Origin of the sequence: Bacillus cereus group sp. BfR-BA-01356 (assembly GCF_022663635.1) — a bacterium.
Classification (GTDB): domain Bacteria; phylum Bacillota; class Bacilli; order Bacillales; family Bacillaceae_G; genus Bacillus_A; species Bacillus_A cereus.
Map to the genome: position 1 here is coordinate 56821 of NZ_JAKUFX010000008.1, position 23795 is coordinate 80615.

A 23795-nucleotide genomic window follows, 5' to 3' on the forward strand; every position below is an offset into this window, starting at 1 on the left:
ATCGTATATTTTTTGATGAAAGTTAAGAAAATATGTAGGGAAATGCATGTAGTTTTAGAACAGCAAAATGAGGAAAAACAATTCTTTTAACATGATAAAAAAGCCACTGAATTATCCAGTAGCTTTTTCCGTGTTTTTATCGCCATGCTTTTGTTTTCTTATGCTTGTAATGTAAATGAAGAGAAAAGCAATAAGTAATAGAGAGGAGTAACGATATACAGTTGCATAGTTTGTAAAGTGAGCAATAAATCCAAAGATAATCGCTCCAGCGCCGATTCCAAGGTCAAATGCGGAGAAGAATGTAGCAGTTGCTACGCCGCGTCGATGCGGTGCTACGCGGTCAATCATCCATGCTTGTAGTGCAGGTTGGATCGCTCCAAAACCACTTCCGTAACATGCTGCAGCAATAATTAAGCTCGGAATTGTCGTCGTATACGACAATAAAATAATACCTGTAAACGTTATAATAACTCCCGGAATGATGACGAATGTATGGCCTTTCGCATCATATAGCTTTCCAGAGAATGGACGAGTCACAGCGATTGCTAGTGCGTTACATAAAAAGAAGAGACTAATATCAGCTATGCCGACTTCTGTAGCAAATAGTGTGATAAAACTTCCGATTCCTCCGTACATTAATGTAATACATAATATTAATAATGAAGGAAGTAAAGCTTTACGCTCAATAAATCCATCGAGAAAAGTACTAGATGATTGTTGTGGAGGCTGTTTCGTTTTTTGGATTTGAAGTAGTTTCGTTAATATTAATGAAACAATTGTGCACGATAATGCACATAAAAAAAGAATTGTGAAGTTATATGTTTGCATAAGCCATAGTCCGATAAGTGGACCGAGGGCCATTGCAATTGTTCCAGAAAGGCCAAAATATCCCATGCCTTCTCCGCGGCGAGCTGAGGGAATTAAATCAGAAACGACAGTTCCATATGTAGTCGTTGTAATACCGAAACCAGCTCCGTGCAAAATACGAACAGCAAGCAAGAGAAAAATAGTTGAGGCGAAAAGGTAACTGCCCATAGCGAGTAAACAGATAGCAGTACCGATCATTAAAATGATTTTTTTATTGAATTTTTGCAAGGCGTTCCCAGTTAGCGGTCTAACAAAAAGTGCCGCAACGGTAAACATACCGACAACAAATCCGATATTTGAACTTGTGCCACCAATTTCTTTCACATAAACAGGTAAGGTTGGAATTAACATTTGAAACCCTAAAAACATACATAAGTTTGCAAAAATTAAAGCAACAAACTCTTTTGTCCATAACGGTTCTCGTTTTACGAGTATTGCTTCTCCCATATATTCATCCCCTATATAAAATTTTCTCTTTTCTTTCGAGTATATGTATTGGCCAATGCAACAGTCAAGGAAGGTGTCTTGAAAACGGATAACAATTTTTAAGGTGAAAAACTGACAAATTTGTGTAAAAGCTACACAACTATGAAAAAAAGATGTAAAGTATAGATGTATAGACTTGTAGGTGTTAAGAATGATAGAAATTGTTTTTTCTTTAAAGAAAGCGGATTCAAAAGAGTAGTGAACAAGAAGGGGATATATACTTTTCACTACATATATTTGAAAAGGTTTACAATATGATGAAGAAAGAGGCGTGTACATATGAGACGATTAGGTATTTCTATTTATCCAGAACATTCAACAGTAGAGAAAGATAAGGAGTATTTAACATTAGCAAGTAAATATGGATTTACACGTGTGTTCACATGTTTATTATCTGTGGATGGAGAAAAAGAGAAAATTATAGAAGAATTTAAAGAAACGATCTCTCATGCGAACGCATTAGGGTTCCAAGTATTAGTTGATATTAGTCCATCTGTTTTTGAACAATTAGGTATTTCGTATAATGATTTATCATTCTTCCATGAATTAGGTGCGTACGGTATTCGTTTAGATGTCGGTTTCTCAGGATTAGAAGAATCAATTATGACTTATAATCCGTATGGTTTGAAAATTGAGATTAATATGAGCAATGGTACGAAGTATGTAGATAACATTATGAGTCACAGACCAAATCGTGAAAATTTAATTGGTTGTCATAATTTTTATCCGCATCGTTATTCAGGGTTATCATACGATCATTTCATTAAATGCTCGAAACAATTTAAAGATTACGGTATGAGAACGGCTGCTTTTATTTCATCATTTGATGCAACATACGGACCTTGGCCAGTAACAGAAGGGTTATGTACATTAGAGCAGCATCGTGAATTACCGATGACAACACAGGCGAAACATTTATTCGCGACGGAATTAATTGATGATGTTATTATTGCAAACGCATATGCGTCAGAAAAAGAATTACAAGCACTAGGTGCATTAAATAAAGAGAAACAAACATTTGATATAGAAATATATGATACAACGACAGAACTAGAAAGAATTATCGTATTAGACGAACCACATTTTTATCGCGGAGATGTATCTGAATATATGATTCGTTCTACACAAAGTCGTGTGAAATATAAAAAAGAAGAGTTTAAACCTCATAATACGCGTGAAATTAAGCGTGGAGATTTATTAATTGATAATGAACAATATGGTCAGTATAAAGGCGAATTACAAATTGCATTAAAAGATATGGTTAATACAGGAAAAACAAATGTAGTTGGTCGAATTGTAGAAGAAGAGATTTTCTTACTAGACTATTTACAAGCATGGGATAAATTCGGATTTACATTAAAGAAATAGAGAGAATATAAAGGGGAAAAACTACTGATTTCAGCAGCTTTTCCCCTTTATATATAAAGAGCGAGAGGAAGAGCTATGACAAAGGTGCATCAGCGATTAATTTCTATTTTAGAGGAATTTTTAGAAGAGAAATCGATGTTAAATCGAGCTTTTTTAGCAGGCCGTTTACATGTATCAACGAAGACGATTCAAAAGGATATAAAATTATTAAATGATATATTGGAAGAAAACGGAGCGAAAATCGAATCGCAAAGAGGGAATGGGTACGAATTAGAAATTATAAAAAAGAAGAAATTTGAAGACTTTTGTGTGAGTCTATTTCAAAAACAGACGGAAAAAATCCCAACTTCTTATGAAGAAAGAATAGCGTACATTCTGCAGCGTGTTTTAATGACAGAGGGATATGTGAAGCTTTCAGAATTAGCGGAAGAGATGTATGTGAGCAAATCAACGGTCAATTTAATTATGAAAGATGTTACAGATATATGTGGTCGCTATGAATTACAAATTGAGAAGAGACCGTATTATGGTATACGTATTGTTGGAGAGGAATTTAATATTCGTTCTTGTTTATCACAATATGGTTTACCGCGTTATGATCATACTCCGTTTCATGAGCAATTTGAGCAGACGGAGACATATTTATCGCTACCGCATATATCACTCATTCGTTCAATTATATTAAAGTATATTGAAGGCGGAACAATATATTTATCTGATATAGAAATTGATAATTTAGTCATTCATATTGCAATCGCATTAAAGCGTTGTCAAAGTCAACATTATATGAAAGGACTGCATGTGGAGCAATCAGAACTTATAATAAAGAAAGAATATACAATTGCGAAGCAAATTTTAGGAGATTTAGAGAAAGAGTTAAAATTTTCATTTCCAGAAGAAGAAGTATTATATGTGACGATGCATTTATTAAGTACTGCTGTTACAACGAGAAATCGCTATGAAAATGTAGAAGAGCTATTAGGAAAAGATATATATGCATTTATGCAACATATTCTTTTTAAAGTAGCGGAAGAACGGAATCTTATTTTTTATTATGATGAGGAATTATTATTTGGATTTGGTATTCATTTAAAAACGTTATTAAATCGTTTGAAGTATAAGTTAAATACGAGAAATCCTCTTTTGGCAGAAGTGAAAAAGAATTATCCGTATGCTTTTGAAATTGCGGTTCTCGTTGGAGATATCATTGGTGAATATACGGGTGAATCGATCCCTGAAAGTGAAATTGGTTATATTGCAATTCACTTCGGCGGAGCTATGAGCCGTTTGCAGGAGCAAAATCAAAAGAAAAGATGCTTATTAGTTTGTGCGACTGGTCAAGGAAGTGCACAACTATTAAAATATAAAATTTTATCACAGTTCCGAGATAAATTAGAGATTGTAGGTATTACAGGCTATTATCAATTGAAAGTAGAAGATCTTTATAAAGAAAAAATAGATTGTATTATTAGTACGATTCATATACCGAGTGGCTTGCCTGTTCCAGTTATAAAAGTGAATTCAATATTTGATGATAAAGAGATTAAATCGATTGGTCAGCGGTTGTTTACGCATGTGAATACTAGTGTGCAGCCTTATATTAAGGAAGATTTAATCTTTTTAAATCATAGTGCTTCTACGAAAGAGGATGTTATTCAGTTTTTATGTGAGAAAGCTGCTGAGAAACGCTATGTACCAGAAAACTTTTATGCTTCTGTTATGGAAAGAGAAAATACGTCTCCGACAGCGGTTGGGAATTCAGTTGCAATCCCGCATCCGATGCAGTTATTAAGTGAGGAAACTTTTTTGATGTTTTGCACACTTGAAAAGGCTGTTGATTGGGGAGATAAAAAAGTACAAGTAATTATTTTATTTAGTGTAAAGCGCAATAATAATGAAGATTTGCAAAGGCTTTATGATTTTTTATATGATATTATGTCTAGTCAAACTACGATAGAGAAACTTACTCAGACCGAGGTAATTGAAGATTTTCAAGAGATTTTATTATCATTTTGAAAAAGTATATAAAAACTTCCGTTACATAACGGAAGTTTTTTATGTTTAATTGTATGCGTTTTCATAATAAGATGAAAATATAGAAAACATATAGCTTGGGGGAATTTAAAATGTCTGATATGCAAACTCCATTTGCGTTAATTTTACATGGTGGCAATGCGAGAAGTGCGGCGCTTGAAGCAATTGCTTTTGCAAGACAAGGAGATTTCGGGAATGCCGGTGAAAAGATGAAACTTGCTAGTGAGGAAATTTCAGCAGCGCATCGTATTCAAACGGATTTAATTCAAGAAGAGGCAAGAGGAAATCATGCAGAAATCAGTTTACTGTTAGTGCACGCACAAGATCATTTAATGAATGCAATTACAGTGAAAGAACTGGCTGAAGAATTTATTGCTCTTCATAAACGAGTAGAAGAGAAAGTGACCGTATAAGATGTACATTTTATTATGTTGTGCAGCAGGTATGTCAACGAGTATGGTCGTAAGAAAAATGCAAGAAGAGGCAAAAAAACAGGGGAAGAATTATAAAATTAAGGCGGTTGATTCAGAACTAGTGAAGCTTGAAATTAAGGAAGCCGATGTCGTTTTAATTGGCCCACAGGTGAAATACTTATTTCCAACTGTAGAGTTTCTTGCAAATTCATACAATATACCAGTTGCGATTATAGACCAACGAGATTATGGCATGTGTGATGGTTTGAAGGTGCTTAAGCAAGCAGAACAATTAGTTTTAGCATAATTATATCTTTTTAAATATAAACATTATAATGTTATAAAGTTTATTTCATTCTTTTATAGTAGAGAGAAAGAGGAGGGCTATTGATGAATGGGTTTATGAGTTTTATGGAACAAAAGATTATGCCAACAACGCAAAAGATTGCAGGACAACGACATTTATTAGCAATTCGAAACGGGGTTATTTCTACATTGCCGTTAACGATCGTCGGATCATTTTTCGTTATCTTTTTAAATTTACCAATTGATGCATATATGGAATGGATTGCACCGTTTCGCCATATTTTAGATATTCCATTCCGATTTACAGTAGGACTAATGGCATTATACGCGGCGTTTGGTGTAGGGGCTTCGCTCGCGAACTTTTATCAGCTCAATCAGTTAAGTGCAGGGTTATTATCTGTACTCGCCTTTTTACTAGCATCAGTGGAACCAATTCAAATTACGAAAGCGGTACCAGGTGTTATTGATGCAGGTAGATATATTTCAGTAGGAACATTAAGTGCAACGTCTTTATTTGGCGCAATTGTTACAGCATTAATTGCAGTAGAAATTTATCATTTTATGATTAAGCATAATATCTCGATTAAATTACCAGATAGTGTACCACCCGCAGTTTCAAATTCGTTTGCAGCATTAATTCCAACGCTAGCAGTTATTCTTTTATTCTGGGGTATTCGCTACGGTTTGAAATTTGATGTGAATACAACGATCACATATTTAATCGCACCATTAAAATCAGTATTAGTAGGAAATAATTTATTCGGTGGTTTATTAACAGTATTCTTAATCGTGTTTTTCTGGTCATTCGGTATACATGGACCAGCGATTTTAGGACCAATTATTCGTCCGATGTGGGATTCAGCAATTCTTGAAAATATGGAAGTATTCACGGCTACAGGAAATGCACATCAGTTACCAAACTTATTTACAGAGCAATTCATTCAATGGTTCGTATGGATTGGCGGATCAGGTTCAACGTTAGCTTTAGTAATTATGTTTATGTTCTCTAAATCTAAGTTCCTAAAAGAGTTAGGTAGATTATCATTCGTACCAGGTTTATTCAATATTAACGAACCAATTATTTTCGGTGCACCAATTGTAATGAACCCAATCTTAATTATTCCGTTCGTTATTACACCGTTAGTGACAACGACAGTATCATATTTCGCAGTTGTTTCAGGTATGATTCCACTTATGATGGCGAAACTGCCATTTACGATGTTAGCACCAATTGCAGCGGTGATTAGTACGGACTGGACAATTATGGCTGGTGTACTTGTACTTGTTAACTTTGTTATCTCGTTCGTTATTTACTATCCATTCTTCAAAATGTATGAGAAACAACAATTAGCAGGAGAGGAGAAAACAGAATGCTCGGAGCAATTATCATCTTAATTACATTCGTGGTCGGACAGTGTATTGCCCATTATTCGAAATGGGTACAAAGTAAATCTTTATTAGTGTTACTACTAGTATCAGTTTTATTTATCGGTTGTTCAATGGGTGCATATGTAATGTTAGGATTGCAATCACCGTACGTAATTATTGTACCGACAATTGTATGTGCAACGTGTTTATCTGCAAAATATAGATTTACGAGCATGGCATTAATACAACGTGTGAAGGAGATGCAAAAGCATGGAGCGTAAATTAGGAATTTCACTTTATCCAGAACATTCAACGAAAGAAAAAGATATGGCTTATATTTCCGCAGCGGCACGACACGGTTTTTCAAGAATATTTACTTGTTTGTTATCTGTGAATCGTCCGAAAGAAGAAATTGTAGCTGAATTTAAAGAGATTATCAATCACGCAAAAGATAACAATATGGAAGTTATTTTAGATGTAGCTCCGGCTGTGTTTGATCAGCTTGGTATTAGTTATAGCGATTTATCATTCTTCGCGGAGTTAGGCGCAGACGGTATTCGTTTAGATGTAGGCTTCGACGGGTTAGCTGAAGCGAAAATGACGAATAATCCGTACGGTTTAAAAATTGAGTTAAATGTAAGTAACGATATTGCGTACTTAGAAAATATTCTTTCGCATCAAGCGAATAAATCAGCTTTAATTGGTTGCCATAATTTTTATCCGCAAAAATTCACTGGTCTTCCATACGATTATTTCATTCGCTGCAGTGAACGCTTTAAAAAGCATGGTATTCGCAGTGCAGCCTTTATTACATCACATGTCGCAAACATCGGTCCATGGGATATTAACGATGGATTATGTACATTAGAAGAGCATCGTAATTTACCAATTGAAGTACAAGCGAAGCATTTATGGGCAACAGGGTTAATTGATGATGTCATTATCGGAAATGCTTATGCGAGTGAGGAAGAGTTAGAGAAACTAGGAAACTTAAATCGCTACATGTTACAGCTAAAAGTGCACTTTGTAGACGAAGCGACTGAAGTAGAGAAGAGAGCTACGCTGCAAGAATTACACGTAAGGCGCGGCGACATAACAGAGTATATGGTACGTTCTACAGAAGTACGTAAAAAGTACAAAGACTATGACTTCCCAGTGCGTGAAAGTGTGCTGCAGGAAAGAGGGCAAGTTGTAATTGGAAACAATTCATTTGGTAAGTATAAAGGTGAACTGCAAATCATTCTGAAAGAAATGCCGATAGATGAACGGAAAAATATCGTCGGTACAATTGCGGAAGAGGAGTTATTCTTACTAGATTATGTAGGAGCTTGGACGCAATTTACTTGTGTGGAATAGGGAAGATAGGGGGCGTTCCAAATTTTGGACCGCCTTTTTAATATTAAAGTACTTTTAACGTCAAAATTTGTCGGTAAATCGATATCTCTTGTCGAATCGTTGATATATTATAAGTTACGATAGATATATTCGAAAAATCGTTGATATATTGTAGGTTACGATAGATATATTTGAAAAATCGTTGATATAATTTCATTTACTATGTTATTTTTCAGTAGTTTAATAGAGTAAAAAAAGAGCCAGTCTCAACGATGAGACTGGCTCTTTTTTATAACTAGTTTAATACTTTAACTGTAACTGTTTTACGTCCCCAGCTACTTGATGAACCTTTATCTGGCATTAAAACGTCGATTTTATTACCTTTAATAGCTCCACCAGTATCACCAGCGATTGCTACTCCGTAACCTTCAACCCATACTTTTGAACCTAATGGAATGACACTTGGATCAACTGCAATTAGTTTCATGTTTGGATTAGCTGTTAAGTTGTGGCCTAAAGCTGATTTTACTTGGTCGCCTGCTTTATAACCATTTTCAAGTGGATCTGCTGTGTAAGCTGTTGCTACAACACGTAACTCACGAGAAGATGATGGTGCACTTGTTTCAGTTTCTTTTGCAACAGGTTGTTGTGTAGCTGGTTTTTTAGCTTTAGCCGCTTCTTGAGCCTTAGCCGCTTCACGAGCTTCAGCTGCTTCTTGAGCCTTAGCTGCTTCACGAGCTTCAGCTGCCTCTTGAGCTTTAGCTGCTTCACGAGCTTTAGCTGCTTCTTGAGCCTTAGCCGCTGCTTGAGCTTCAGCATCTGCTTGAGCTTTAGCTGCCTCTTGAGCTTTAACTTCTGCTTGAGCTTCAGCATCTGCCTGAGCTTTAGCTGCTTCTTGAGCCTTAGCTGCTTCACGAGCTTTAGCCGCTTCTTGAGCTTTAACTTCTGCTTGAGCTTCAGCTGCTTCGCGAGCTTTAGTTGCTTCCACTGCTTTAGCTTTTGCTTGAGTTTCAGCTACTTCCTGAGCTTTAGCTGCTTCACGAACTTTAGCTGTATCTTGAACTGTAGTCGTTTTTTCAACTTTAGCTACTGGTTGAACTTTAACTGGTGCTTTACCTGTTAAGTAAGGAACATGAACATAAGCTGTTTTTCCGTTATATTCAAATTGAATCCAATCATTTTGTACTTGGTGTGTTGTTTCAATTACATCATCTTTTTTCAACTTACCAAGAATCTCTGAGTCTGTGTTTGCCCCAGCACGTACGTTTAATACGTTTGCTGTTACGTAGTAAGTGTCTTTTGTATAGTCAGCGCTTATGAAAGCTTCTTTACCGCTATTCAATTGAACTTTTGACCAACCATTTTCTGTATGTAAAACATTTACTTTATATCCATCTAATAATTTTCCTACAACTTTTGATTCAGTAGTTGGGTTTTCTCGTACGTTTAGTACGTCAGTCGTTACGATTGTTTCTGCTTTAGCAGATGTTGTGAAAATCCCAAGACCAAAAACCGCTGCTGTTGCTATACCCATAAATTTTTTCATAATAGCCTCCATTGCATTTGTTTTCGTTGACCTCATTATAGCAACCATTATTTTCTTATTTGCGAAAAACATAAAATTACAAAGCTTTCGTAATGGGGCATTAATATTCTGTAACAATTCCATAAATATCCTGATAGCGCTTCCTTGTTGTTTTTTGGCGTATTAGGGCATATGAAACATAAAATGAGTAGTATTTCAATTACTGTAACATTAATAATGTTACAGTAATATTTCTTGATGATATCTATAGTGTTACAAAAATAGCTTATTTTACTGTTTGAATGGAAATTTAGTTATGAAACGATAATCTTTTTAGGCGTGAAAATATATAAATGAGGTGAAATTTAATAAAATATCGATATAATTGTTACAAAATCAGTCGAAGTATGGAAAAAATTACGCCTTGATTTTTGTCTGTTACATAGTATTTTTGCAATAATAGAATTAGATAATAGCCTTAGTACCTATAAATAATGAAGAGTATTAGAATGATAGTTGTAACGTGAAACATATATAATAGAAGAAACTCAATTTAGTAGATAAATAAAAAACGCAGGAGTGTAAACTCCTACGTTTTTGTTTATTCATATCGTAAACATTCAATTGGATCCAGTTTGGCAGCTTTGTTAGCTGGCAGTAAACCGAATATAATACCGATTAACATTGAGATACCTACTGCAAGAAGTCCAAGTTCTTTTGAGACAACGAGTGGCCATCCAGCAAAGATTGAGACGATCCAAGCGAAGAAAATACCGAGCATGAATCCGATGAAACCACCAAGTCCTGTTAATATACAAGATTCGATTAAGAATTGTGTTAATACTTTACCACGTGTTGCACCAAGTGCTTTACGAATACCAATCTCACGTGTACGTTCTGTTACAGATACGAGCATGATGTTCATTACACCGATACCACCAACAAGTAAGGAGATAGCGGCAATACCACCGAATACCATTTTCATCATACCAATTGATTCGTCTAGTTGTTTCGTAAATTCACCTAAATCTTGTGCTTCGAATTTGTGCTCAAATTTAGGAGCTTTCATTTCGTTTAAGACAGAAACAGCTTGTTTTTCTACACTTTTACGTTCTGTCGGAGAGGTCATTGTTAATCTTACAGAGTCATACTCATTTACTCCTGAAATGACAGGCGCATTTTCAAGTGATGTATAACCTTCAGGCATAGGCATTCCAAAGTCATTTTTCGTTTCGTATACACCAACTATTTTATACGGCTTTCCTTTTATATCTGTGTATTGATTTGATTCCCAACCACTACTAAATAATTTGTTGAAAGCTTCTTCATTTAATATAACAGCAGGGATTGCTTGATTTAGTTCACTGTCATTTAATTCACGACCGTGAACTAATTTTATTTTCGAATCTGTCATAAAGGCGCCTGTTCCACCTTTTAAATCAAGATTTACATCTTTTGAACCAGCAGATGCTTTTACTTTCATACTTACGTCTGGATACACATCTTTAACGCCTGGTACAGTTTGCAGACGGTTTAGCATATCAGGTGTGATTTTGGCACTATCTGTTCCGTAATCAGGATTGTTGTAGTAAATCGTTACTTCGTTATCTTTTCCTTGGCCTAATTCTTTTTTAAACTTTGCGTTTGTACCATCACCCATTGAAATGATAGTAATAATGGCACTAATACCGATAATAATACCTAACATCGTTAAGATAGAACGCATTTTATGAGCAAAGATAGAGGAAAGGGCCATGCGTATATTTTCACTCGTATTCAAAATTAACCTCTCCAATCTTGGACGATATTTCCGTCACGAATTACAATTTGACGTGCTGCAGCTTCCCCGATTTCACGGTCATGGGTAATCATAATGATTGTTGAGCCTTGTTTATTTAATTCGTAAAAGAGGTCCATAATTTGTGTGCTTGTTTTCGTATCAAGTGCTCCCGTCGGTTCATCGGCTAAAATGAATTTTGGGTTATTTACGATTGCACGTGCAACGGCGACACGCTGCTTTTGTCCACCTGATAATTCGTTTGGTAAGTGAGTAGCGCGATCAGCTAAACCGACTTTTGTTAAAGCAGCTAATGAGCGCTCGCGTCTTTCTTTTTTATCGACTCCAGCGTAAATAAGAGGTAGTTCTACATTTTGAAGCGCTGTAAGTCTCGGTAATAACATGAAGTTTTGGAATACGAATCCAATCTCTTTATTACGTACGTGTGCAAGTTCTGTTTCAGACATGTTTGAAATATTTTGACCGGCTAGTTCGTACGTACCTGTCGTCGGTTTATCTAAGCAACCGATAATGTTCATTAATGTTGATTTACCAGAACCAGAAGGTCCCATAATTGAAGTGAATTCTCCTTGGTTCAATGTTACGTCAATTCCGTGTAATATTTGAACGGACTCTGCACCATTTTGGAAGGATTTCGTGATGCCTTTTAAGTTAATCACTGGGCGACAACCTCCATACCATCTTTTAAGTCTTTTTCAGGTTTAGAGATAATTTCCTCTCCTTTTTTCACTCCAGAAACTTTTGCTTCGCTATCAGTCTCGAATTCAACAGTAACTGCTTGTTCTTTCGCCTTACCGTCTTTTACAACGAAGACAACATTTTTGTCACCTTTTTTCACGATACTGCTTTTCGGAACAATTGTACCAGTTGCTTCGCCAGATTTACTTGTTACGTAAACGTGGAAGCCGTTTTGTAATTCGTCACTATTATCTAATGTGACAGTGAATTGATAGTTAGAAACAGTTTTATTTTCATCCATGCTCTTTAATGGTGTAGAACCGATTTCTGTTACTTTTCCTGTCCAAGTCTTACCAGCGACAGTTTTTGATGAAACAGTTACTTCTTGCCCAACTTTCATACTAGCAAGCTCATATTCAGAAAGTTGACCTTTTACCTTAAATTGACCAGCGTGACGAAGAGTAACGCCGCTCATACCTGTTTTTTCGTCAGCAGTTTTCACGATATCATCAATTACGCCATCAGCAGGACTTGTTACAGAAAGATTGTTTACTTTCTCTTTTGCTGTTTTAATCATTTCATCAAATTTTTCAACATCAAACTTTTTCATTTCAAGTTGTGATTCTAATTGCCCAACTTCAGCTTCTGATGCTTTTAATGCTTCAGCGGGAAGGCCTGCATTTTTATCTTTTTGTAACTTTTGTTTCGCTGCATCAAGTTGTTTTTGGAACAACGTTACTTCTTTTTGTGCGATTTTCTTTTGCATTTCTGCTTCTGTTACACCTTGTTTAGCAGTCGGGTCATTGTATTTAAATAGAAGCTGACCTTTTTTCACTTCATCGCCTTTTTTTACAGCTAATTCATATGTTCCTTTTGTTGGATCGAATGAAATAGTTTCAATTCCGTTTGGAATAACTTCGCCACCAAATTTTTGCGCGTTTTGGATTTGTTTTTCAGTTACTTTATATCCGCTATATGCCATTGCTACTTCTGAACCGCCTCCAGCAAATGCAAAGTATGATCCAGCTGCAATTCCGATTGCTACTACACTAGTAATTAACACTTTATTTTTCTTTTTCATCTATTTATCACCTTTTCGTTCGTTTTAGTATCTACATTAAGTATAGAAGAGGTGAAGAATCTGACAAATCGTTTTAGCTTACAATAACCTTACAGTTTTGTAAGGTATGAATATGTAAATGTAAGGTAGAGGTTGTCCTAGTGTAAGCAAATGAATTGACTCGTCGTTTCTTTCTTACAATAATATTGTATGGAGGAAAGGAGGAAGGAAGATGGAAGCTTATTTTAGCGCACACCCATTAAAACCATTTATTCCATACTCAAGGCAACATGCCCTTATATTATTTATTATGTTGGTGGGGATATTTTTTCTGTATCAATACCAAGATGTATTACGTCAAAGTGAGTGGAATATAACGGTTCGATATGCAATTGCATTTTTATTTATGGGTAGTGAAATTGGGCTTCATATGTGGGAGTGGAAAGCGGGGATTTTTGAGCTAGCTACTTCATTACCGTTTGAATTATGTACGATTAGTTTATTATTAGCGTCGATTATGATCGTAACGAAAAGTTACCGCATATATGAGATTGTATTTTTCACGGGAATTATTGGTGCATCACAAGCTATTTTAACGCCAAACTTGCAGTATGCTTTTCCGCATTTTCGTTTCATTGAATATTTTATCGCGCATATATTGCTCATTTGGGCACCACTCTTTATGACTTGGGTGGAAGGCTATAGACCGACCTTGCAATCTATTAAGCGTACGATGATATTTTTAAACATATTGATCCCGCTTGTTTCGTTTGTGAATTATAAAACAGGCGGTAATTATATGTTTTTAGCTCATAAGCCAGAAACAGCTTCACTACTCGATATGTTAGGACCGCATCCTTACTATATTATTTCATTAGAACTCGCAGCACTTATTGGGTGTTTTATTTTGTATATGGCGTTTGCAAAAAGAGAAAGGCATGCGCATAAAGAATCACTAGGATCATAACCTAGTGATTTTTTATGTTTGAATATTTGCAATTCAGAAAATTAAGAATAAAATTAGAGAGTAAAATATAAAGAGAGAGAAGGGAAAACGTGGTCAAAAAAGTTTTTCTGAATGGGATGGAAGTGACAATTCAATTTATTATTTCGATTTTGGGGATTATTATGTTAGGGGCTCTGCCGAAATTGTTTTATGGATTTAAGCTGGATGTATCAAAGTACATACAGAGTTTAAAAGAAGTGTTTGTGAACTTAATGGATATTTCCAATTTGCAATATGTGAAAGGTAAATTTTTATTTCCGCAGCTGTTCGTCCATTATAAAGAAACGATTATTATTTTTTTAGCTGCTTTTTTTATTTCATTATTTGTAGCATTTTGTATTGTTTATGTAATTATGAGTAGTTCACCGCGTATACAACATCGAATTAAATCATTTCTTATCTTCCTAGAATCTATTCCAGATATCCTTCTTATTTTAGTATCACAAATTTTAGTTATATGGTTTTTTAAACAAACAGGTTTTTTACCTTTTCAAATTGCTTCAATTGGAGGGGAGTCGATTAGAGGATTGCCGATACTTTGTTTGAGCATCCCGACTACGATTATGTTTGTAAAAATGGTCGTGCTTCGTTTTGAAAATGAACTAGAAAAAGATTATGTACTATTTGCTAAGGCGAAAGGGCTGGGGCGCTTTCATATTTTAAATCGTCATATTTTACGAAATGTGTTGCTTAGTACATTATTCTTTGCGAAAACGAATATCTTTTTTATGTTATCTAATTTATATATTATAGAATGGATTTTTAATACGGGTGGTATTTTTATGTTTTTGAAATCGTATTTTGGTATTAGAGTTGAGGTTTTCATCGTTAGTGTGCTTCTTATATATATTCCGATTTTTATTTTATTTAAATTGTTTCATTATCTCATTCCGGCTGCGATGAAGGAGAGATTATAATATGTGGACGTATATAAAACGTGATAAAAGATTTTGGATAAGCATTGGGTTTCTTCTCCTATTAGTTCTTTTGAGCATCGGAAATACGTTATGGAATGATGGACATATTAGACAAGTTACATTGCAATATGATGCGGATGAAAATCCACAAGTGCCACCGTTTCCACCTTCATTACAATTTTTACTCGGGACAGACCGGAAAGGGTATGACCTGTTACATTTAGTCATTGAGGGCGCGAAGTGGACGATTGGTATATCTATTTTAATTGCGGCACTTAGAATGGTAATAGGTGTGTTTTTCGGTGTCGTACTCGGAACGTATATAAAAAGAGGATTTTCAAAAATTGAGGCTTTCTTTGATAGTTTTACAGTTATTCCGACAGTTATGATTGCGTATTTTTTTCTTCAATCTGCAAATGCATTTGGAAGCGGAGAGGAGACAACAACCTTTTTTGAAAGGGCTTCGTTTCAAGTGGTATTACTTGTACTGCTTGTAATGCCAGTTATTGCACTGTATGTTGCGAAGGAAGTTCGTAAATTGCGAACGGAAGAATTTGTTGATGCCGCGCGCATATTAGGTGGATCGAGAAGACATATTGTTATAAAACATATTTTTCCGCATCTCTATATGCCGTTTATACTCGTATTTCTTCAGCAGTTTACGCAGACTCTTACTATTTTACTGCACTTAGGATTACTTGAAGTGTTCTTTGGTGGGACTGTAATGTTTGGTGGACCTATAAAAGAGGTGGAATCTTATACGCATGAATGGTCAGGTTTAATTGGAGTATACTTTAGGTCATTAACAGTGAATCCGTGGATTCCTCTCGTTCCGATTACATTTTTTGGACTTACTATTTTTTCAGGAAATATGATTGTAAAAAGTATCGAAGAGGCGATGATGAAAGTAAGGTTAGGAGGAGAGCTAAAGAAGGATGTTGTAGAAGAGGAACAATCTGTTGTGCAGTCGAAAGAAGAGTTATTTACTTTTAAGCATACGATGTGAAAATAAAAAGAAGCAAGCATGTATTTCATGCTTGCTTCTTTTCTTTATTTTGTAGAAACTTCGCCTTCAGCTTCTGTTTGCGGAATAAAGTATCCGATTATACCACCAATTATTGCTGGAACGATCCAGCCGATTCCTAAGTTATAAAAAGGAATCGTGTGTACGATATTAGCGATAAAACTTGGTATCATTCCCACATTATCAAGTGCATGAATACAGCTAATAATGAATGCTGCGATCATTGCTCCGATGTAGACAGAAGGTTTACGTTTCGTATATTTATCGATAAATGATACGAAAATTAAAATGATTGTAATTGGGTACAAAATAATTAATACAGGTAGTGTGATTTTAATTAATAAGCTTAATCCTAAGTTTGAAATAACGAAACTAAAGATACAAACGTATAGTACGAGCTTTTTGTAAGAAACATTTGTTAATACTGTTGCGAAATAGTTTGCAAATGCACTTACAACACCAATTGCTGTTGTTAAACAAGCGAAGATAATGGCGATACTTAATAAAACATTACCGCTTGTCCCAAAGAATTGGTACATAACAGTTGCTAATAGTTGACCACCGTTCTCGAATTGTCCCAAGTTTCCGTTTGAAGCTCCGATATAACCGAGTAAGAAGTAAACAATTGTTAAGAATAGAGCAGCGATACTTCCGCAAATGATTGTATATTTCGCGATAGATTTCTTCTCTTGTATACCGTTTTGACGAATTGCATTTACAACAATTGTTGATAGTACGAGAGCGCCAATTGCATCTAACGTTAAAAATCCTTCAAGAAATCCTTTGAAAAACGGGATGTCTTTATAGTCACCGATAGGCTCTGCAAACGTTCCTGGTGAAAGAATCGCTTTTGTTGCCATAATTGCAATAATTACAAGTAAAATTGGCGTTAATATTTTACCGATATGATCTACTAGCTTGGATGGATTTAATGATAAGAAGTAAACGACTGTAAAGAAAATCGCACTAAAAACTAACATAGAATACCATTGATCTGGGAAAAGTGGTGCAATCCCAATTTCATAAGATACAGATCCAGTTCGTGGAATAACAAATAGTGGGCCGATTGAAAGATAAATAATGATAGCGAATACTGCTGCGAATTTTGGATGAACACGGCTCGCTAAAGTGTTAAAACTACCACCAGCAAGGGCAACAGCAACGATAGCAAGTAAAGATAAACCGACGTCTGTAATAATAAACCCTGTAATGGAAACCCACATATTTTCTCCGGAAGAAAGACCAAGAAGGGGCGGGAAAATCATATTACCAGCACCGAAGAAAACTGCGAATAGTAATAAACTAATCGAAAGTATTTGCGCTGGTTTCAAAGTTGTACGCATATAAAGAAAATCCTCCTAATGAGTATTTTTGTCGAAAATTCAAATAATTTGTCGAGTAACTGTTATTATTTTAAAGGTCTGATGACTAGAAAGCAATAGGGAATTTTGAAAAAATTAAAAAATAATGCATTAAATCGAATAAATATACTATTTGTATGTTTAATAGGGAGGATTTAACTTTTAACGTAAAAAAACACATATCGTTAGGATATGTGTATTAAAAATATATTTTTCTATCGCGTTCTTCTTTTAAAATTTCAACGGCTTCTCGGAAGCGTTGTGAATGGACAATTTCTCGTTCGCGTAAAAAGCGTAAGCTGTCATTTATGTCGGGATCGTCAGATTGGTTGATAAGCCATTGATATGTGGCACGCGCTTTTTCTTCAGCCGCAATATCTTCGTATAGGTCGGCAATTGGATCACCTTTAGCTTGTATATAGGTTGCAGTAAATGGAACACCAGCTGCGTTATGGTAATGAAGTGCGCTGTCATGATCGACGTAATGAGGATCGAGACCAGCTGCCTTCATCTGTTCAGGAGTCGCATCTTTTGTCAGCTTATAAACCATCGTAGCAATCATTTCAAGATGCGCAAATTCTTCTGTACCAATATCGGTAAGGAGGCCAATGACTTTATCTGGGATTGTATAACGCTGATTTAAGTAACGTAGTGCAGCAGCTAATTCTCCATCTGCACCACCGTATTGCTCAATTAATAATTTTGCAAGTGCTGGATTACAAGTTCCTACTTTAACAGGGTATTGTAATTTTTTTTCATAAATCCACATAGTTTCTCTCCTTTATATTTGCCATGGCCAAGGACCTTTACTCCATTCCCAAGGGGCATTAGAATAACTGTTCCCAAACTGTTGGAGTGGTCCGTATTTTTCTTCCATCTTTTGTTTTAATACTCTTCGTTTATAGGAGAAATCATTAAATTGATTAATAGCAGCGGTGTCATCTGGATGTGTATCTAAATAAAGAGTTAGTTCAACTAGTACAAAGTCTAGTTCTTGAAGCTCCAGTAACAGCTGATAATATTCTTCTGGTAGCGATTGAGTCACGTCAGTAGTCACCGCCCTTTTTTATAAGGATTTTCATAATAGTCATAAAAAACTGGCCATAAAGTCCCTTTTTGTAGCGCTTCTTTTGGTGTGAATTGTGGTAAGTTTGGCGGTTGAAAACCTAAAAATAAATTAGGAGGAGTAGAATAATATTTCTTTCCAATAGGAGGACAAGGATCGAGAGGACTATGATAGGGCACGAATGATCGCATATATTTATTCATGGATAAACCTCCTTAAATGTTCATTACTACGTATTGTATTCAGACATAATAGGCCTTTATGACACATATAAAAAAGTAATAGGTACGGGGGGAATGAATGTGGAGAATGTGAAACAATTCATTGTATTGGAAGTGAAAAACTTAAAGGAAACTTTGTATTTTTATGAAGGGATTTTAGGAATCAAGCCTAGTTTAGAAAGACCCCAATTAGATGTAACAGGGGTTTGGTATGATGCTGATTCAATGAGAGTTAGTTTTGTAATGAATCGTAGTTTGGGTGGGCGTGAGAAGAGTGTTACGGATTCGGTTGATGTACTAATGTTTTCAATTTCTAACATAGAGAACTTAAAGAAGAGGTTAGTGTTTTATAAAATTGCATATACAGAAAACAAAAGTGAGAAGAGTATTGTAGTACAAGACCCAGATGGATATAAAATTCAAGTGATAGAGAAGGACGAATAAACGGAGGGGATTTAGTGGAGAGGAATTATGAAGAAAGTGCATTGTTTGAGCATCAATTTTGGCTAAAGGTGCTTACTGATCATTCGCAATTTTTACTTGATGCATTAGCTCCGAAGGAAAAAGAGGATATAAAAAAGGCCACTTATTTTGTTGAAACATTTACGAATCTGTTAAATAAAGTTCGTAATGTGAATCTCATTGCGTTTTCAAAAGAGGCAGAACGAGCCGCAAAGGAAATACGAACGTTTAAATTAAGTATTATACAGAAACAACTCGAGGGAAAAATCACTATTCATTTTACGCCAACTTTCATCAATCATATGGTAAACGAAGTAGAAGAGTATATAACAGTGTTAGAATTTTTAAAGAAAGGAGAAGTTCCACCTGTTTTTCATGAATTACATTATCATCTCGTTTGGTTAACGGATGCGGCTGGCCATGCAGGGTCTATTTCTGGTGGATTAGATCTTGTTGAAAAAAGATTAAAAGAGAAAAGCGAAGAATTTACGAAGCATTTTGAACAATTTTACTTAAAGGCAGTTGAAATGACGGGGTATTTACGGACAGAGCTTCATCATTTTCCTGCATTAAAGAAGTTTACAAAAGATGTTTCACTTGAGTTAAAATTATTTTCGCATTTTCTCCATGAGGTTGAAGAGCTGGAGTTATCGAATGAAATATTAAGTGCATTATCTGCTAGAATGGCGGATCATATGGCAAGAGAAGAATGTTATTACTTATTAAAATTAGCACAATCGTCTGGACTTGAGATGCCAAAATGTAATCCGCTTTAAAGAAAAAAGAGGTCAATTTTATTTGGCCTCTTTTTCTGTTTTATTGTCTCTTTTTATTTTTGCTTGTTCAATACTTGCCTGTAATGTCTCCATAATATTGATGATGTTTGGAGTTGGAGAGATTGTTTCGGTTTTTTCCTGTTGTTCAATTTTGTTTTCGATTAGGTCGGTAAGGGCTTCTTTATACTCATCTGTATACATCTCTTGTTCAAAAGGATTTGTAAGATGGTGGATTAAATTGATTGCTGCTGTGAGTTCTTGTTTTTGAATCGGATAATTTTCGTTACTTGGTAAGTTAGGTGTATTTGTTATATCGCGAATTTCATTAGGGTAGTGAATAGTTTGTAATATAAGCCCATCTTCAAAGTTACGGATAATAGCTAAATGTTGTTTTTTTCTAATGGAAATATGGATAAGACCAAGTTTATTCGTACGTTCAAGTGCTTCTTTTAATAATAAATACGATTTTTCATGTCCAGGGGTAGGGCCTATAAAATAAGAACGATCGTAGAGAACAGAATCAATTTCGTTATTTTGGATAAAAGATATAATACGAATAGATCTTGGTTCGTGAGCTTTTTGCAATTCAGCTAATTCTTTTTCATCCATAATAATGTACTTATGAGGTGCGTATTCATAGGCTTTTACAATATCTTTATCATCAATTTCTTCATCCGTACAATCAGGAGCAAATTTTTTATATTTAATAGGTGTTAAGCATTCTTTATGAAGACTTAAAAATTTTATATCGTTTTCTTCTACGGCACTGTATAGTTTGATTCCTATATTTAATAGTCCAAGTGAAAGGGCACCTTTCCATACGGTATGCAAATGAAGCCTCTCCTTTCATTCAAAAATGATTATGTATATTATGAGATAGTAAGAAATTTCCTATACGTTTTTTGTTTTTACGGAATGTTAAGCAGAAGGATGTGGGATATAAAATATATTGACAAGCCCTCCAAAATATTTTAATGTGATTGTATAAAATTGTGTATATAAAGGGGAGTAACTTATTACAGTAAAGTCGTCATTACAGGGAGAAACCCTCGGCTTTATTGGCAACGTTTCGTTGTTAGTGAGACCTTTACCAGCAATGGTAAAGGCCCCTTATTGTCTTTTTTAGGACCCTTACCATGTTTGGTAGGGTCCTTTTTGTATACAAAGAGAGGAGATATAAAAATGAAAAAACTTATTAGTAGATTAAGAGTTGTATTTCATGTTCGCCGATTTGTTCCATTCCTATTTGACTTTTTCACTTCAAAAGAGGTTTCAATAAAGAAGAAAATTTTATCTATTGCGTTTTTTAGTTGGTTATGTTGCGATGCCGCTCGATTTAATTCCAGACTTCTTACCGTTTATCGGTATTTTAGATGATATTGGAATTGTATTATTTATTTTGAACCGAATTGTAAAAATGGCGCCAGTTCAATTACAAGAAAAGCATAACGTAAACGTAGGATAGGAGTTGGGGTAGAAAATATGGAGCAAATTATTTTAGATATAATCGAGTTTTTAAAGCAATTTTCTTATTTTGGAGTTGTGTTAGCATTAACGTTTGAATTTATTCCAGCAGAAGTAGTTTTGCCCATGGTTGGTTATTGGGTGTACGAGGGAGATATGAATTTTTGGCTTGCTGTATTAGCCGGAACCCTCGGCGGAACGACAGGACCTTTAACGTTATATGCAATCGGTTATTACGGTGGTCGTCCTCTATTAATAAAATACGGGAAATACTTCTTCATTAAAGAAGAACAAATTCAAAAAGCAGATGATTTCTTTGAGAAATATGGACCGGTTGTAGCATTTGTTGGACGCTTTGTGCCAGGAGTTCGAACGCTTATTTCTGTTCCATGTGGTATGGCGAAAATGAACATATGGAAATTTAGCATATATACATTTGTAGCAATGTTCCCGTTAACGACTTTGTATGTTTATTTTGGAATGAAATTAGGTCCACATTGGGAAAAAGCAGCGGATGTTGTTGGGCAATATATGTTACCGATATTAGTGGTCGTAGTTATTATTGTAGGTGGTATATTAATCTATAAATTTATGAAAAAAAGAAACAGAACGGAATCTATCTAGTCATTAGCACTCAGGTTAAATTTTTGAAAATAGATGAATAGTACAGGCAAAAGACTCTGAGGGACATACACATATAGGGAATATAAAAGAGAGAGGGGAAACAACTATGTCTTGTGAGTGCTCAGGGTCAGCATTAACTTGTTGTCCAGATAAAAATTATGTGCAAGATAAAGTGTGTAGTCCGTGGTCTGCTACTGTAGTTGCAACAGCAATTGATAATGTTCTCTATACAAATAATATCAACCAAAACGTAGTTGGTACTGGTTTTGTTAAATATGATGTTGGACCGGGCCCAATTACTGTAGAAGCGCTTGATTCTGCTGGGGGTACAATTGATACACAAACATTAAACCCAGGAACGAGTATTGCTTTTACGTATCGTCGCTTTGATAGTATACAAGTTGTGTTACCTGCAACACCTGCTGGAACGTATCAGGGAGAATTTTGTATTACAACACGTTATCCACTTTCATAGCAGAATAGGAGAGGATCGAAATGGGAATGAGAAGTTCCAGTTTGTCTTGTTGTTCTAATAAAACACTTGTGCAAGACCAAGTATGTACAGACTGGTCTATTACAGGTGCTGGTACTCAAATTGTATATACAAATAATATCACGCAAGAAGTATATGGTTCAGGTTACGTGAAATATGATGTAGGTGCCAACCCGATTACAGTTGATTTTTTAGTAGGTGCAACAGTAGTTGATACAATTACTGTACAACCACAAAGTAGTGGTACTTTCACTGTCCGATATTTTACTACTGTCCGAATTACTACGACAGGAACGACTGTTAATCAAGGTGAGTTTTGTATTACAGTACGTTATCCAATCTCATAAAAAGCATACCGTAAACGGTATGCTTTTTATATTAAGGAAATAATGAAATTGGTATTCTATAAGCAACATGTAAATTCACAACAGTACTTGCCTTCTAAATATAGTGAAGGATTACTTGTTATATTGATAATATTGACCGACTGTAGGTCTTTTCCTGTGTACGATATTGTATTACCAGGAAACACAGTGAAAATATTGGTTACTGTTCCAACGATTTGAATTGTAATTGCTTCGGTGCTGCTAGTACTATTGTAAACCGAGATAGTACCTGATATAAGTAGTATCCCATCACTTTGCCATAGTATCATTGATTGTGATGCATCTTTGGCAGATGGGATGGTGTTATTAGTTATGAGGAAGTTCCCTGCAAATTCATTTGTTACTCGCTCGCAATTTGGATTTGGAGGAGGGGGCGGTGGACAAGGGTCTGGACAAATAATAGATAAAGGAGCGAAACAGCCGATATTTTTTTTATTCTTCAATATACCCCCTCCTTTTAAGTTGTCTTTTATTACTATTAAATGTAAAAGCATGGCCGATGTGTTAAAAAAAGAAGGAAATATTAAAAATTAAGATTGTCTAATAGGCTTAAACTTTAACTTATCATTAGTGTTATAGAAAAGATTATATGTGAATAGTCATAGGAAAAGAATGATCAGACTCTTTTAGACAAAAGGTGGTTGTATACAATAGTACGAGGAATGTTGGACTTAATTTCTAATTAACTGTATATTTACAAAAATCTAATAAAGTTCATTTGTTATTTAAACGACATTAACATGTATTAGATAAAATA

General features: G+C 35.1%; 27 protein-coding genes and 1 pseudogene. 17 read left to right on the forward strand and 11 right to left on the reverse strand.

Annotation, left to right across the window (positions count from 1 at the left end; all coding sequences use genetic code 11):
* Nucleotides 1-111: 111 nt before the first annotated feature.
* A complete protein-coding gene (locus MR168_RS05210; RefSeq protein WP_086411491.1) occupies nt 112-1314 on the reverse strand; it encodes an MFS transporter in 1203 nt (400 codons plus the stop codon).
* 318 nt (nt 1315-1632) lie between these two features.
* Between MR168_RS05210 and MR168_RS05215 the strand changes: the two genes are divergently transcribed.
* The 7 genes from MR168_RS05215 (at nt 1633) to MR168_RS05245 (ending at nt 8198) form a co-directional block, all read left to right on the forward strand.
* Complete coding sequence (locus MR168_RS05215) at nt 1633-2721, forward strand: DUF871 domain-containing protein (RefSeq protein WP_049108233.1); 1089 nt, start codon at nt 1633-1635, stop codon at nt 2719-2721.
* A 75-nt stretch (nt 2722-2796) separates the two neighbouring features.
* Entirely contained in the window at nt 2797-4737 is a 1941-nt protein-coding gene (locus tag MR168_RS05220; protein ID WP_086411490.1) for a BglG family transcription antiterminator, read from the forward strand.
* A 110-nt stretch (nt 4738-4847) separates the two neighbouring features.
* Nucleotides 4848-5168, forward strand: a complete 321-nt coding sequence (locus tag MR168_RS05225) for a PTS lactose/cellobiose transporter subunit IIA (RefSeq protein WP_001282173.1) — start codon at nt 4848-4850, stop codon at nt 5166-5168.
* 1 nt (nt 5169) lies between these two features.
* Complete coding sequence (locus tag MR168_RS05230) at nt 5170-5475, forward strand: PTS sugar transporter subunit IIB (RefSeq protein ID WP_086411489.1); 306 nt, start codon at nt 5170-5172, stop codon at nt 5473-5475.
* An 83-nt stretch (nt 5476-5558) separates the two neighbouring features.
* Complete coding sequence (locus tag MR168_RS05235) at nt 5559-6869, forward strand: PTS sugar transporter subunit IIC (RefSeq protein ID WP_001013053.1); 1311 nt, start codon at nt 5559-5561, stop codon at nt 6867-6869.
* Nucleotides 6845-7123 (forward strand): hypothetical protein, encoded by a 279-nt coding sequence (locus MR168_RS05240; protein WP_000900049.1) that lies wholly within the window; start codon nt 6845-6847, stop codon nt 7121-7123. The genes MR168_RS05235 and MR168_RS05240 overlap by 25 nt, the downstream gene beginning before the upstream one ends.
* The gene (locus MR168_RS05245) at nt 7113-8198 is read left to right on the forward strand and encodes a DUF871 domain-containing protein (protein WP_086411488.1); all 1086 of its coding nucleotides are present in this window, start codon (nt 7113-7115) and stop codon (nt 8196-8198) included. The genes MR168_RS05240 and MR168_RS05245 overlap by 11 nt, the downstream gene beginning before the upstream one ends.
* Before the next feature lie 274 nt (nt 8199-8472).
* On the opposite strand, the gene entC is transcribed toward MR168_RS05245, so the two are convergent.
* The 4 genes from entC to MR168_RS05265 form a co-directional block, all read right to left on the reverse strand.
* The gene (entC, locus tag MR168_RS05250; protein WP_140159337.1) at nt 8473-9846 is read right to left on the reverse strand and encodes a cell wall-binding protein EntC; all 1374 of its coding nucleotides are present in this window, start codon (nt 9844-9846) and stop codon (nt 8473-8475) included.
* 457 nt (nt 9847-10303) lie between these two features.
* Nucleotides 10304-11458 (reverse strand): ABC transporter permease, encoded by a 1155-nt coding sequence (locus tag MR168_RS05255; RefSeq protein ID WP_001986269.1) that lies wholly within the window; start codon nt 11456-11458, stop codon nt 10304-10306.
* A gap of 26 nt (nt 11459-11484) precedes the next feature.
* Nucleotides 11485-12159 (reverse strand): ABC transporter ATP-binding protein, encoded by a 675-nt coding sequence (locus tag MR168_RS05260; protein ID WP_000609100.1) that lies wholly within the window; start codon nt 12157-12159, stop codon nt 11485-11487.
* Nucleotides 12156-13259, reverse strand: coding sequence for an efflux RND transporter periplasmic adaptor subunit (locus MR168_RS05265; protein ID WP_000728834.1), 1104 nt, complete (start codon nt 13257-13259; stop codon nt 12156-12158). The genes MR168_RS05260 and MR168_RS05265 overlap by 4 nt, the downstream gene beginning before the upstream one ends.
* A 211-nt stretch (nt 13260-13470) precedes the next feature.
* Here MR168_RS05265 and MR168_RS05270 point away from each other — a divergent pair, with 211 nt between their 5' ends.
* The 3 genes from MR168_RS05270 to MR168_RS05280 all read left to right on the forward strand — a co-directional run bounded on the left by MR168_RS05270 (nt 13471) and on the right by MR168_RS05280 (nt 16167).
* Nucleotides 13471-14205 (forward strand): YwaF family protein, encoded by a 735-nt coding sequence (locus MR168_RS05270; RefSeq protein WP_086411487.1) that lies wholly within the window; start codon nt 13471-13473, stop codon nt 14203-14205.
* A gap of 89 nt (nt 14206-14294) precedes the next feature.
* On the forward strand, nt 14295-15161 hold the full coding sequence (locus tag MR168_RS05275; RefSeq protein WP_000239670.1) for an ABC transporter permease subunit: 867 nt from the start codon (nt 14295-14297) through the stop codon (nt 15159-15161).
* A gap of 1 nt (nt 15162) precedes the next feature.
* Complete coding sequence (locus MR168_RS05280; RefSeq protein WP_074619029.1) at nt 15163-16167, forward strand: ABC transporter permease; 1005 nt, start codon at nt 15163-15165, stop codon at nt 16165-16167.
* 44 nt (nt 16168-16211) lie between these two features.
* Here MR168_RS05280 and brnQ2 read toward each other — a convergent pair whose 3' ends face one another.
* The 4 genes from brnQ2 to MR168_RS05300 form a co-directional block, all read right to left on the reverse strand.
* Entirely contained in the window at nt 16212-17528 is a 1317-nt protein-coding gene (gene brnQ2 / locus MR168_RS05285) for a branched-chain amino acid transport system II carrier protein BrnQ2 (RefSeq protein WP_059304120.1), read from the reverse strand.
* A gap of 217 nt (nt 17529-17745) precedes the next feature.
* A complete protein-coding gene (cotJC, locus tag MR168_RS05290) occupies nt 17746-18315 on the reverse strand; it encodes a spore coat protein CotJC (RefSeq protein ID WP_000265278.1) in 570 nt (189 codons plus the stop codon).
* 12 nt (nt 18316-18327) lie between these two features.
* A complete protein-coding gene (locus MR168_RS05295) occupies nt 18328-18591 on the reverse strand; it encodes a spore coat protein CotJB (protein ID WP_000194492.1) in 264 nt (87 codons plus the stop codon).
* Nucleotides 18592-18599: 8 nt separating this feature from the next.
* Nucleotides 18600-18815, reverse strand: a complete 216-nt coding sequence (locus tag MR168_RS05300; RefSeq protein WP_001046257.1) for a spore coat associated protein CotJA — start codon at nt 18813-18815, stop codon at nt 18600-18602.
* Between the two features lie 33 nt (nt 18816-18848).
* Between MR168_RS05300 and MR168_RS05305 the strand changes: the two genes are divergently transcribed.
* Complete coding sequence (locus MR168_RS05305; protein WP_162837398.1) at nt 18849-19277, forward strand: VOC family protein; 429 nt, start codon at nt 18849-18851, stop codon at nt 19275-19277.
* A gap of 14 nt (nt 19278-19291) precedes the next feature.
* Nucleotides 19292-20071 (forward strand): DUF2935 domain-containing protein, encoded by a 780-nt coding sequence (locus MR168_RS05310; protein WP_049108247.1) that lies wholly within the window; start codon nt 19292-19294, stop codon nt 20069-20071.
* 18 nt (nt 20072-20089) lie between these two features.
* Here the strand turns inward: MR168_RS05310 and ku are convergent, their stop codons facing one another.
* Complete coding sequence (ku, locus tag MR168_RS05315) at nt 20090-20902, reverse strand: non-homologous end joining protein Ku (RefSeq protein WP_086411486.1); 813 nt, start codon at nt 20900-20902, stop codon at nt 20090-20092.
* Between the two features lie 351 nt (nt 20903-21253).
* On the opposite strand from ku, the pseudogene MR168_RS05320 reads away from it, so the two are divergent.
* The 4 genes and pseudogenes from MR168_RS05320 to MR168_RS05335 all read left to right on the forward strand — a co-directional run bounded on the left by MR168_RS05320 (nt 21254) and on the right by MR168_RS05335 (nt 22999).
* Nucleotides 21254-21536 (forward strand): annotated as a pseudogene (locus MR168_RS05320) (YkvA family protein).
* Nucleotides 21537-21553: 17 nt separating this feature from the next.
* Nucleotides 21554-22159 carry a DedA family protein gene (locus MR168_RS05325; protein ID WP_086411485.1) on the forward strand — a complete coding sequence of 202 codons (606 nt, stop codon included), beginning with the start codon at nt 21554-21556 and terminating at the stop codon, nt 22157-22159.
* Nucleotides 22160-22265: 106 nt separating this feature from the next.
* Nucleotides 22266-22634, forward strand: a complete 369-nt coding sequence (locus tag MR168_RS05330; RefSeq protein ID WP_001277540.1) for a DUF3992 domain-containing protein — start codon at nt 22266-22268, stop codon at nt 22632-22634.
* 20 nt (nt 22635-22654) lie between these two features.
* Nucleotides 22655-22999 carry a DUF3992 domain-containing protein gene (locus MR168_RS05335; protein WP_000525819.1) on the forward strand — a complete coding sequence of 115 codons (345 nt, stop codon included), beginning with the start codon at nt 22655-22657 and terminating at the stop codon, nt 22997-22999.
* Between the two features lie 56 nt (nt 23000-23055).
* Here MR168_RS05335 and MR168_RS05340 read toward each other — a convergent pair whose 3' ends face one another.
* Entirely contained in the window at nt 23056-23439 is a 384-nt protein-coding gene (locus MR168_RS05340) for an S-Ena type endospore appendage (RefSeq protein ID WP_325760203.1), read from the reverse strand.
* Between MR168_RS05340 and MR168_RS33585 the strand changes: the two genes are divergently transcribed.
* The gene (locus MR168_RS33585; RefSeq protein ID WP_002023335.1) at nt 23324-23572 is read left to right on the forward strand and encodes a hypothetical protein; all 249 of its coding nucleotides are present in this window, start codon (nt 23324-23326) and stop codon (nt 23570-23572) included. The genes MR168_RS05340 and MR168_RS33585 overlap by 116 nt on opposite strands.
* Nucleotides 23573-23795 lie beyond the last annotated feature (223 nt).

What these genes read in the sequence shown, in the direction of transcription:
- MR168_RS05210 (WP_086411491.1), bottom strand. Translation starts at nt 1,314, where the DNA reads ATGGGAGAAGCAATACTCGTAAAACGAGAACCGTTATGGACAAAAGAG.
- MR168_RS05215 (WP_049108233.1), top strand. Translation starts at nt 1,633, where the DNA reads ATGAGACGATTAGGTATTTCTATTTATCCAGAACATTCAACAGTAGAG.
- MR168_RS05220 (WP_086411490.1), top strand. Translation starts at nt 2,797, where the DNA reads ATGACAAAGGTGCATCAGCGATTAATTTCTATTTTAGAGGAATTTTTA.
- MR168_RS05225 (WP_001282173.1), top strand. Translation starts at nt 4,848, where the DNA reads ATGTCTGATATGCAAACTCCATTTGCGTTAATTTTACATGGTGGCAAT.
- MR168_RS05230 (WP_086411489.1), top strand. Translation starts at nt 5,170, where the DNA reads ATGTACATTTTATTATGTTGTGCAGCAGGTATGTCAACGAGTATGGTC.
- MR168_RS05235 (WP_001013053.1), top strand. Translation starts at nt 5,559, where the DNA reads ATGAATGGGTTTATGAGTTTTATGGAACAAAAGATTATGCCAACAACG.
- MR168_RS05240 (WP_000900049.1), top strand. Translation starts at nt 6,845, where the DNA reads ATGCTCGGAGCAATTATCATCTTAATTACATTCGTGGTCGGACAGTGT.
- MR168_RS05245 (WP_086411488.1), top strand. Translation starts at nt 7,113, where the DNA reads ATGGAGCGTAAATTAGGAATTTCACTTTATCCAGAACATTCAACGAAA.
- entC (WP_140159337.1), bottom strand. Translation starts at nt 9,846, where the DNA reads ATGGAATTGTTACAGAATATTAATGCCCCATTACGAAAGCTTTGTAAT.
- MR168_RS05255 (WP_001986269.1), bottom strand. Translation starts at nt 11,458, where the DNA reads ATGGCCCTTTCCTCTATCTTTGCTCATAAAATGCGTTCTATCTTAACG.
- MR168_RS05265 (WP_000728834.1), bottom strand. Translation starts at nt 13,259, where the DNA reads ATGAAAAAGAAAAATAAAGTGTTAATTACTAGTGTAGTAGCAATCGGA.
- MR168_RS05270 (WP_086411487.1), top strand. Translation starts at nt 13,471, where the DNA reads ATGGAAGCTTATTTTAGCGCACACCCATTAAAACCATTTATTCCATAC.
- MR168_RS05280 (WP_074619029.1), top strand. Translation starts at nt 15,163, where the DNA reads ATGTGGACGTATATAAAACGTGATAAAAGATTTTGGATAAGCATTGGG.
- brnQ2 (WP_059304120.1), bottom strand. Translation starts at nt 17,528, where the DNA reads ATGCGTACAACTTTGAAACCAGCGCAAATACTTTCGATTAGTTTATTA.
- cotJC (WP_000265278.1), bottom strand. Translation starts at nt 18,315, where the DNA reads ATGTGGATTTATGAAAAAAAATTACAATACCCTGTTAAAGTAGGAACT.
- MR168_RS05300 (WP_001046257.1), bottom strand. Translation starts at nt 18,815, where the DNA reads ATGAATAAATATATGCGATCATTCGTGCCCTATCATAGTCCTCTCGAT.
- MR168_RS05325 (WP_086411485.1), top strand. Translation starts at nt 21,554, where the DNA reads ATGGAGCAAATTATTTTAGATATAATCGAGTTTTTAAAGCAATTTTCT.
- MR168_RS05330 (WP_001277540.1), top strand. Translation starts at nt 22,266, where the DNA reads ATGTCTTGTGAGTGCTCAGGGTCAGCATTAACTTGTTGTCCAGATAAA.
- MR168_RS05335 (WP_000525819.1), top strand. Translation starts at nt 22,655, where the DNA reads ATGGGAATGAGAAGTTCCAGTTTGTCTTGTTGTTCTAATAAAACACTT.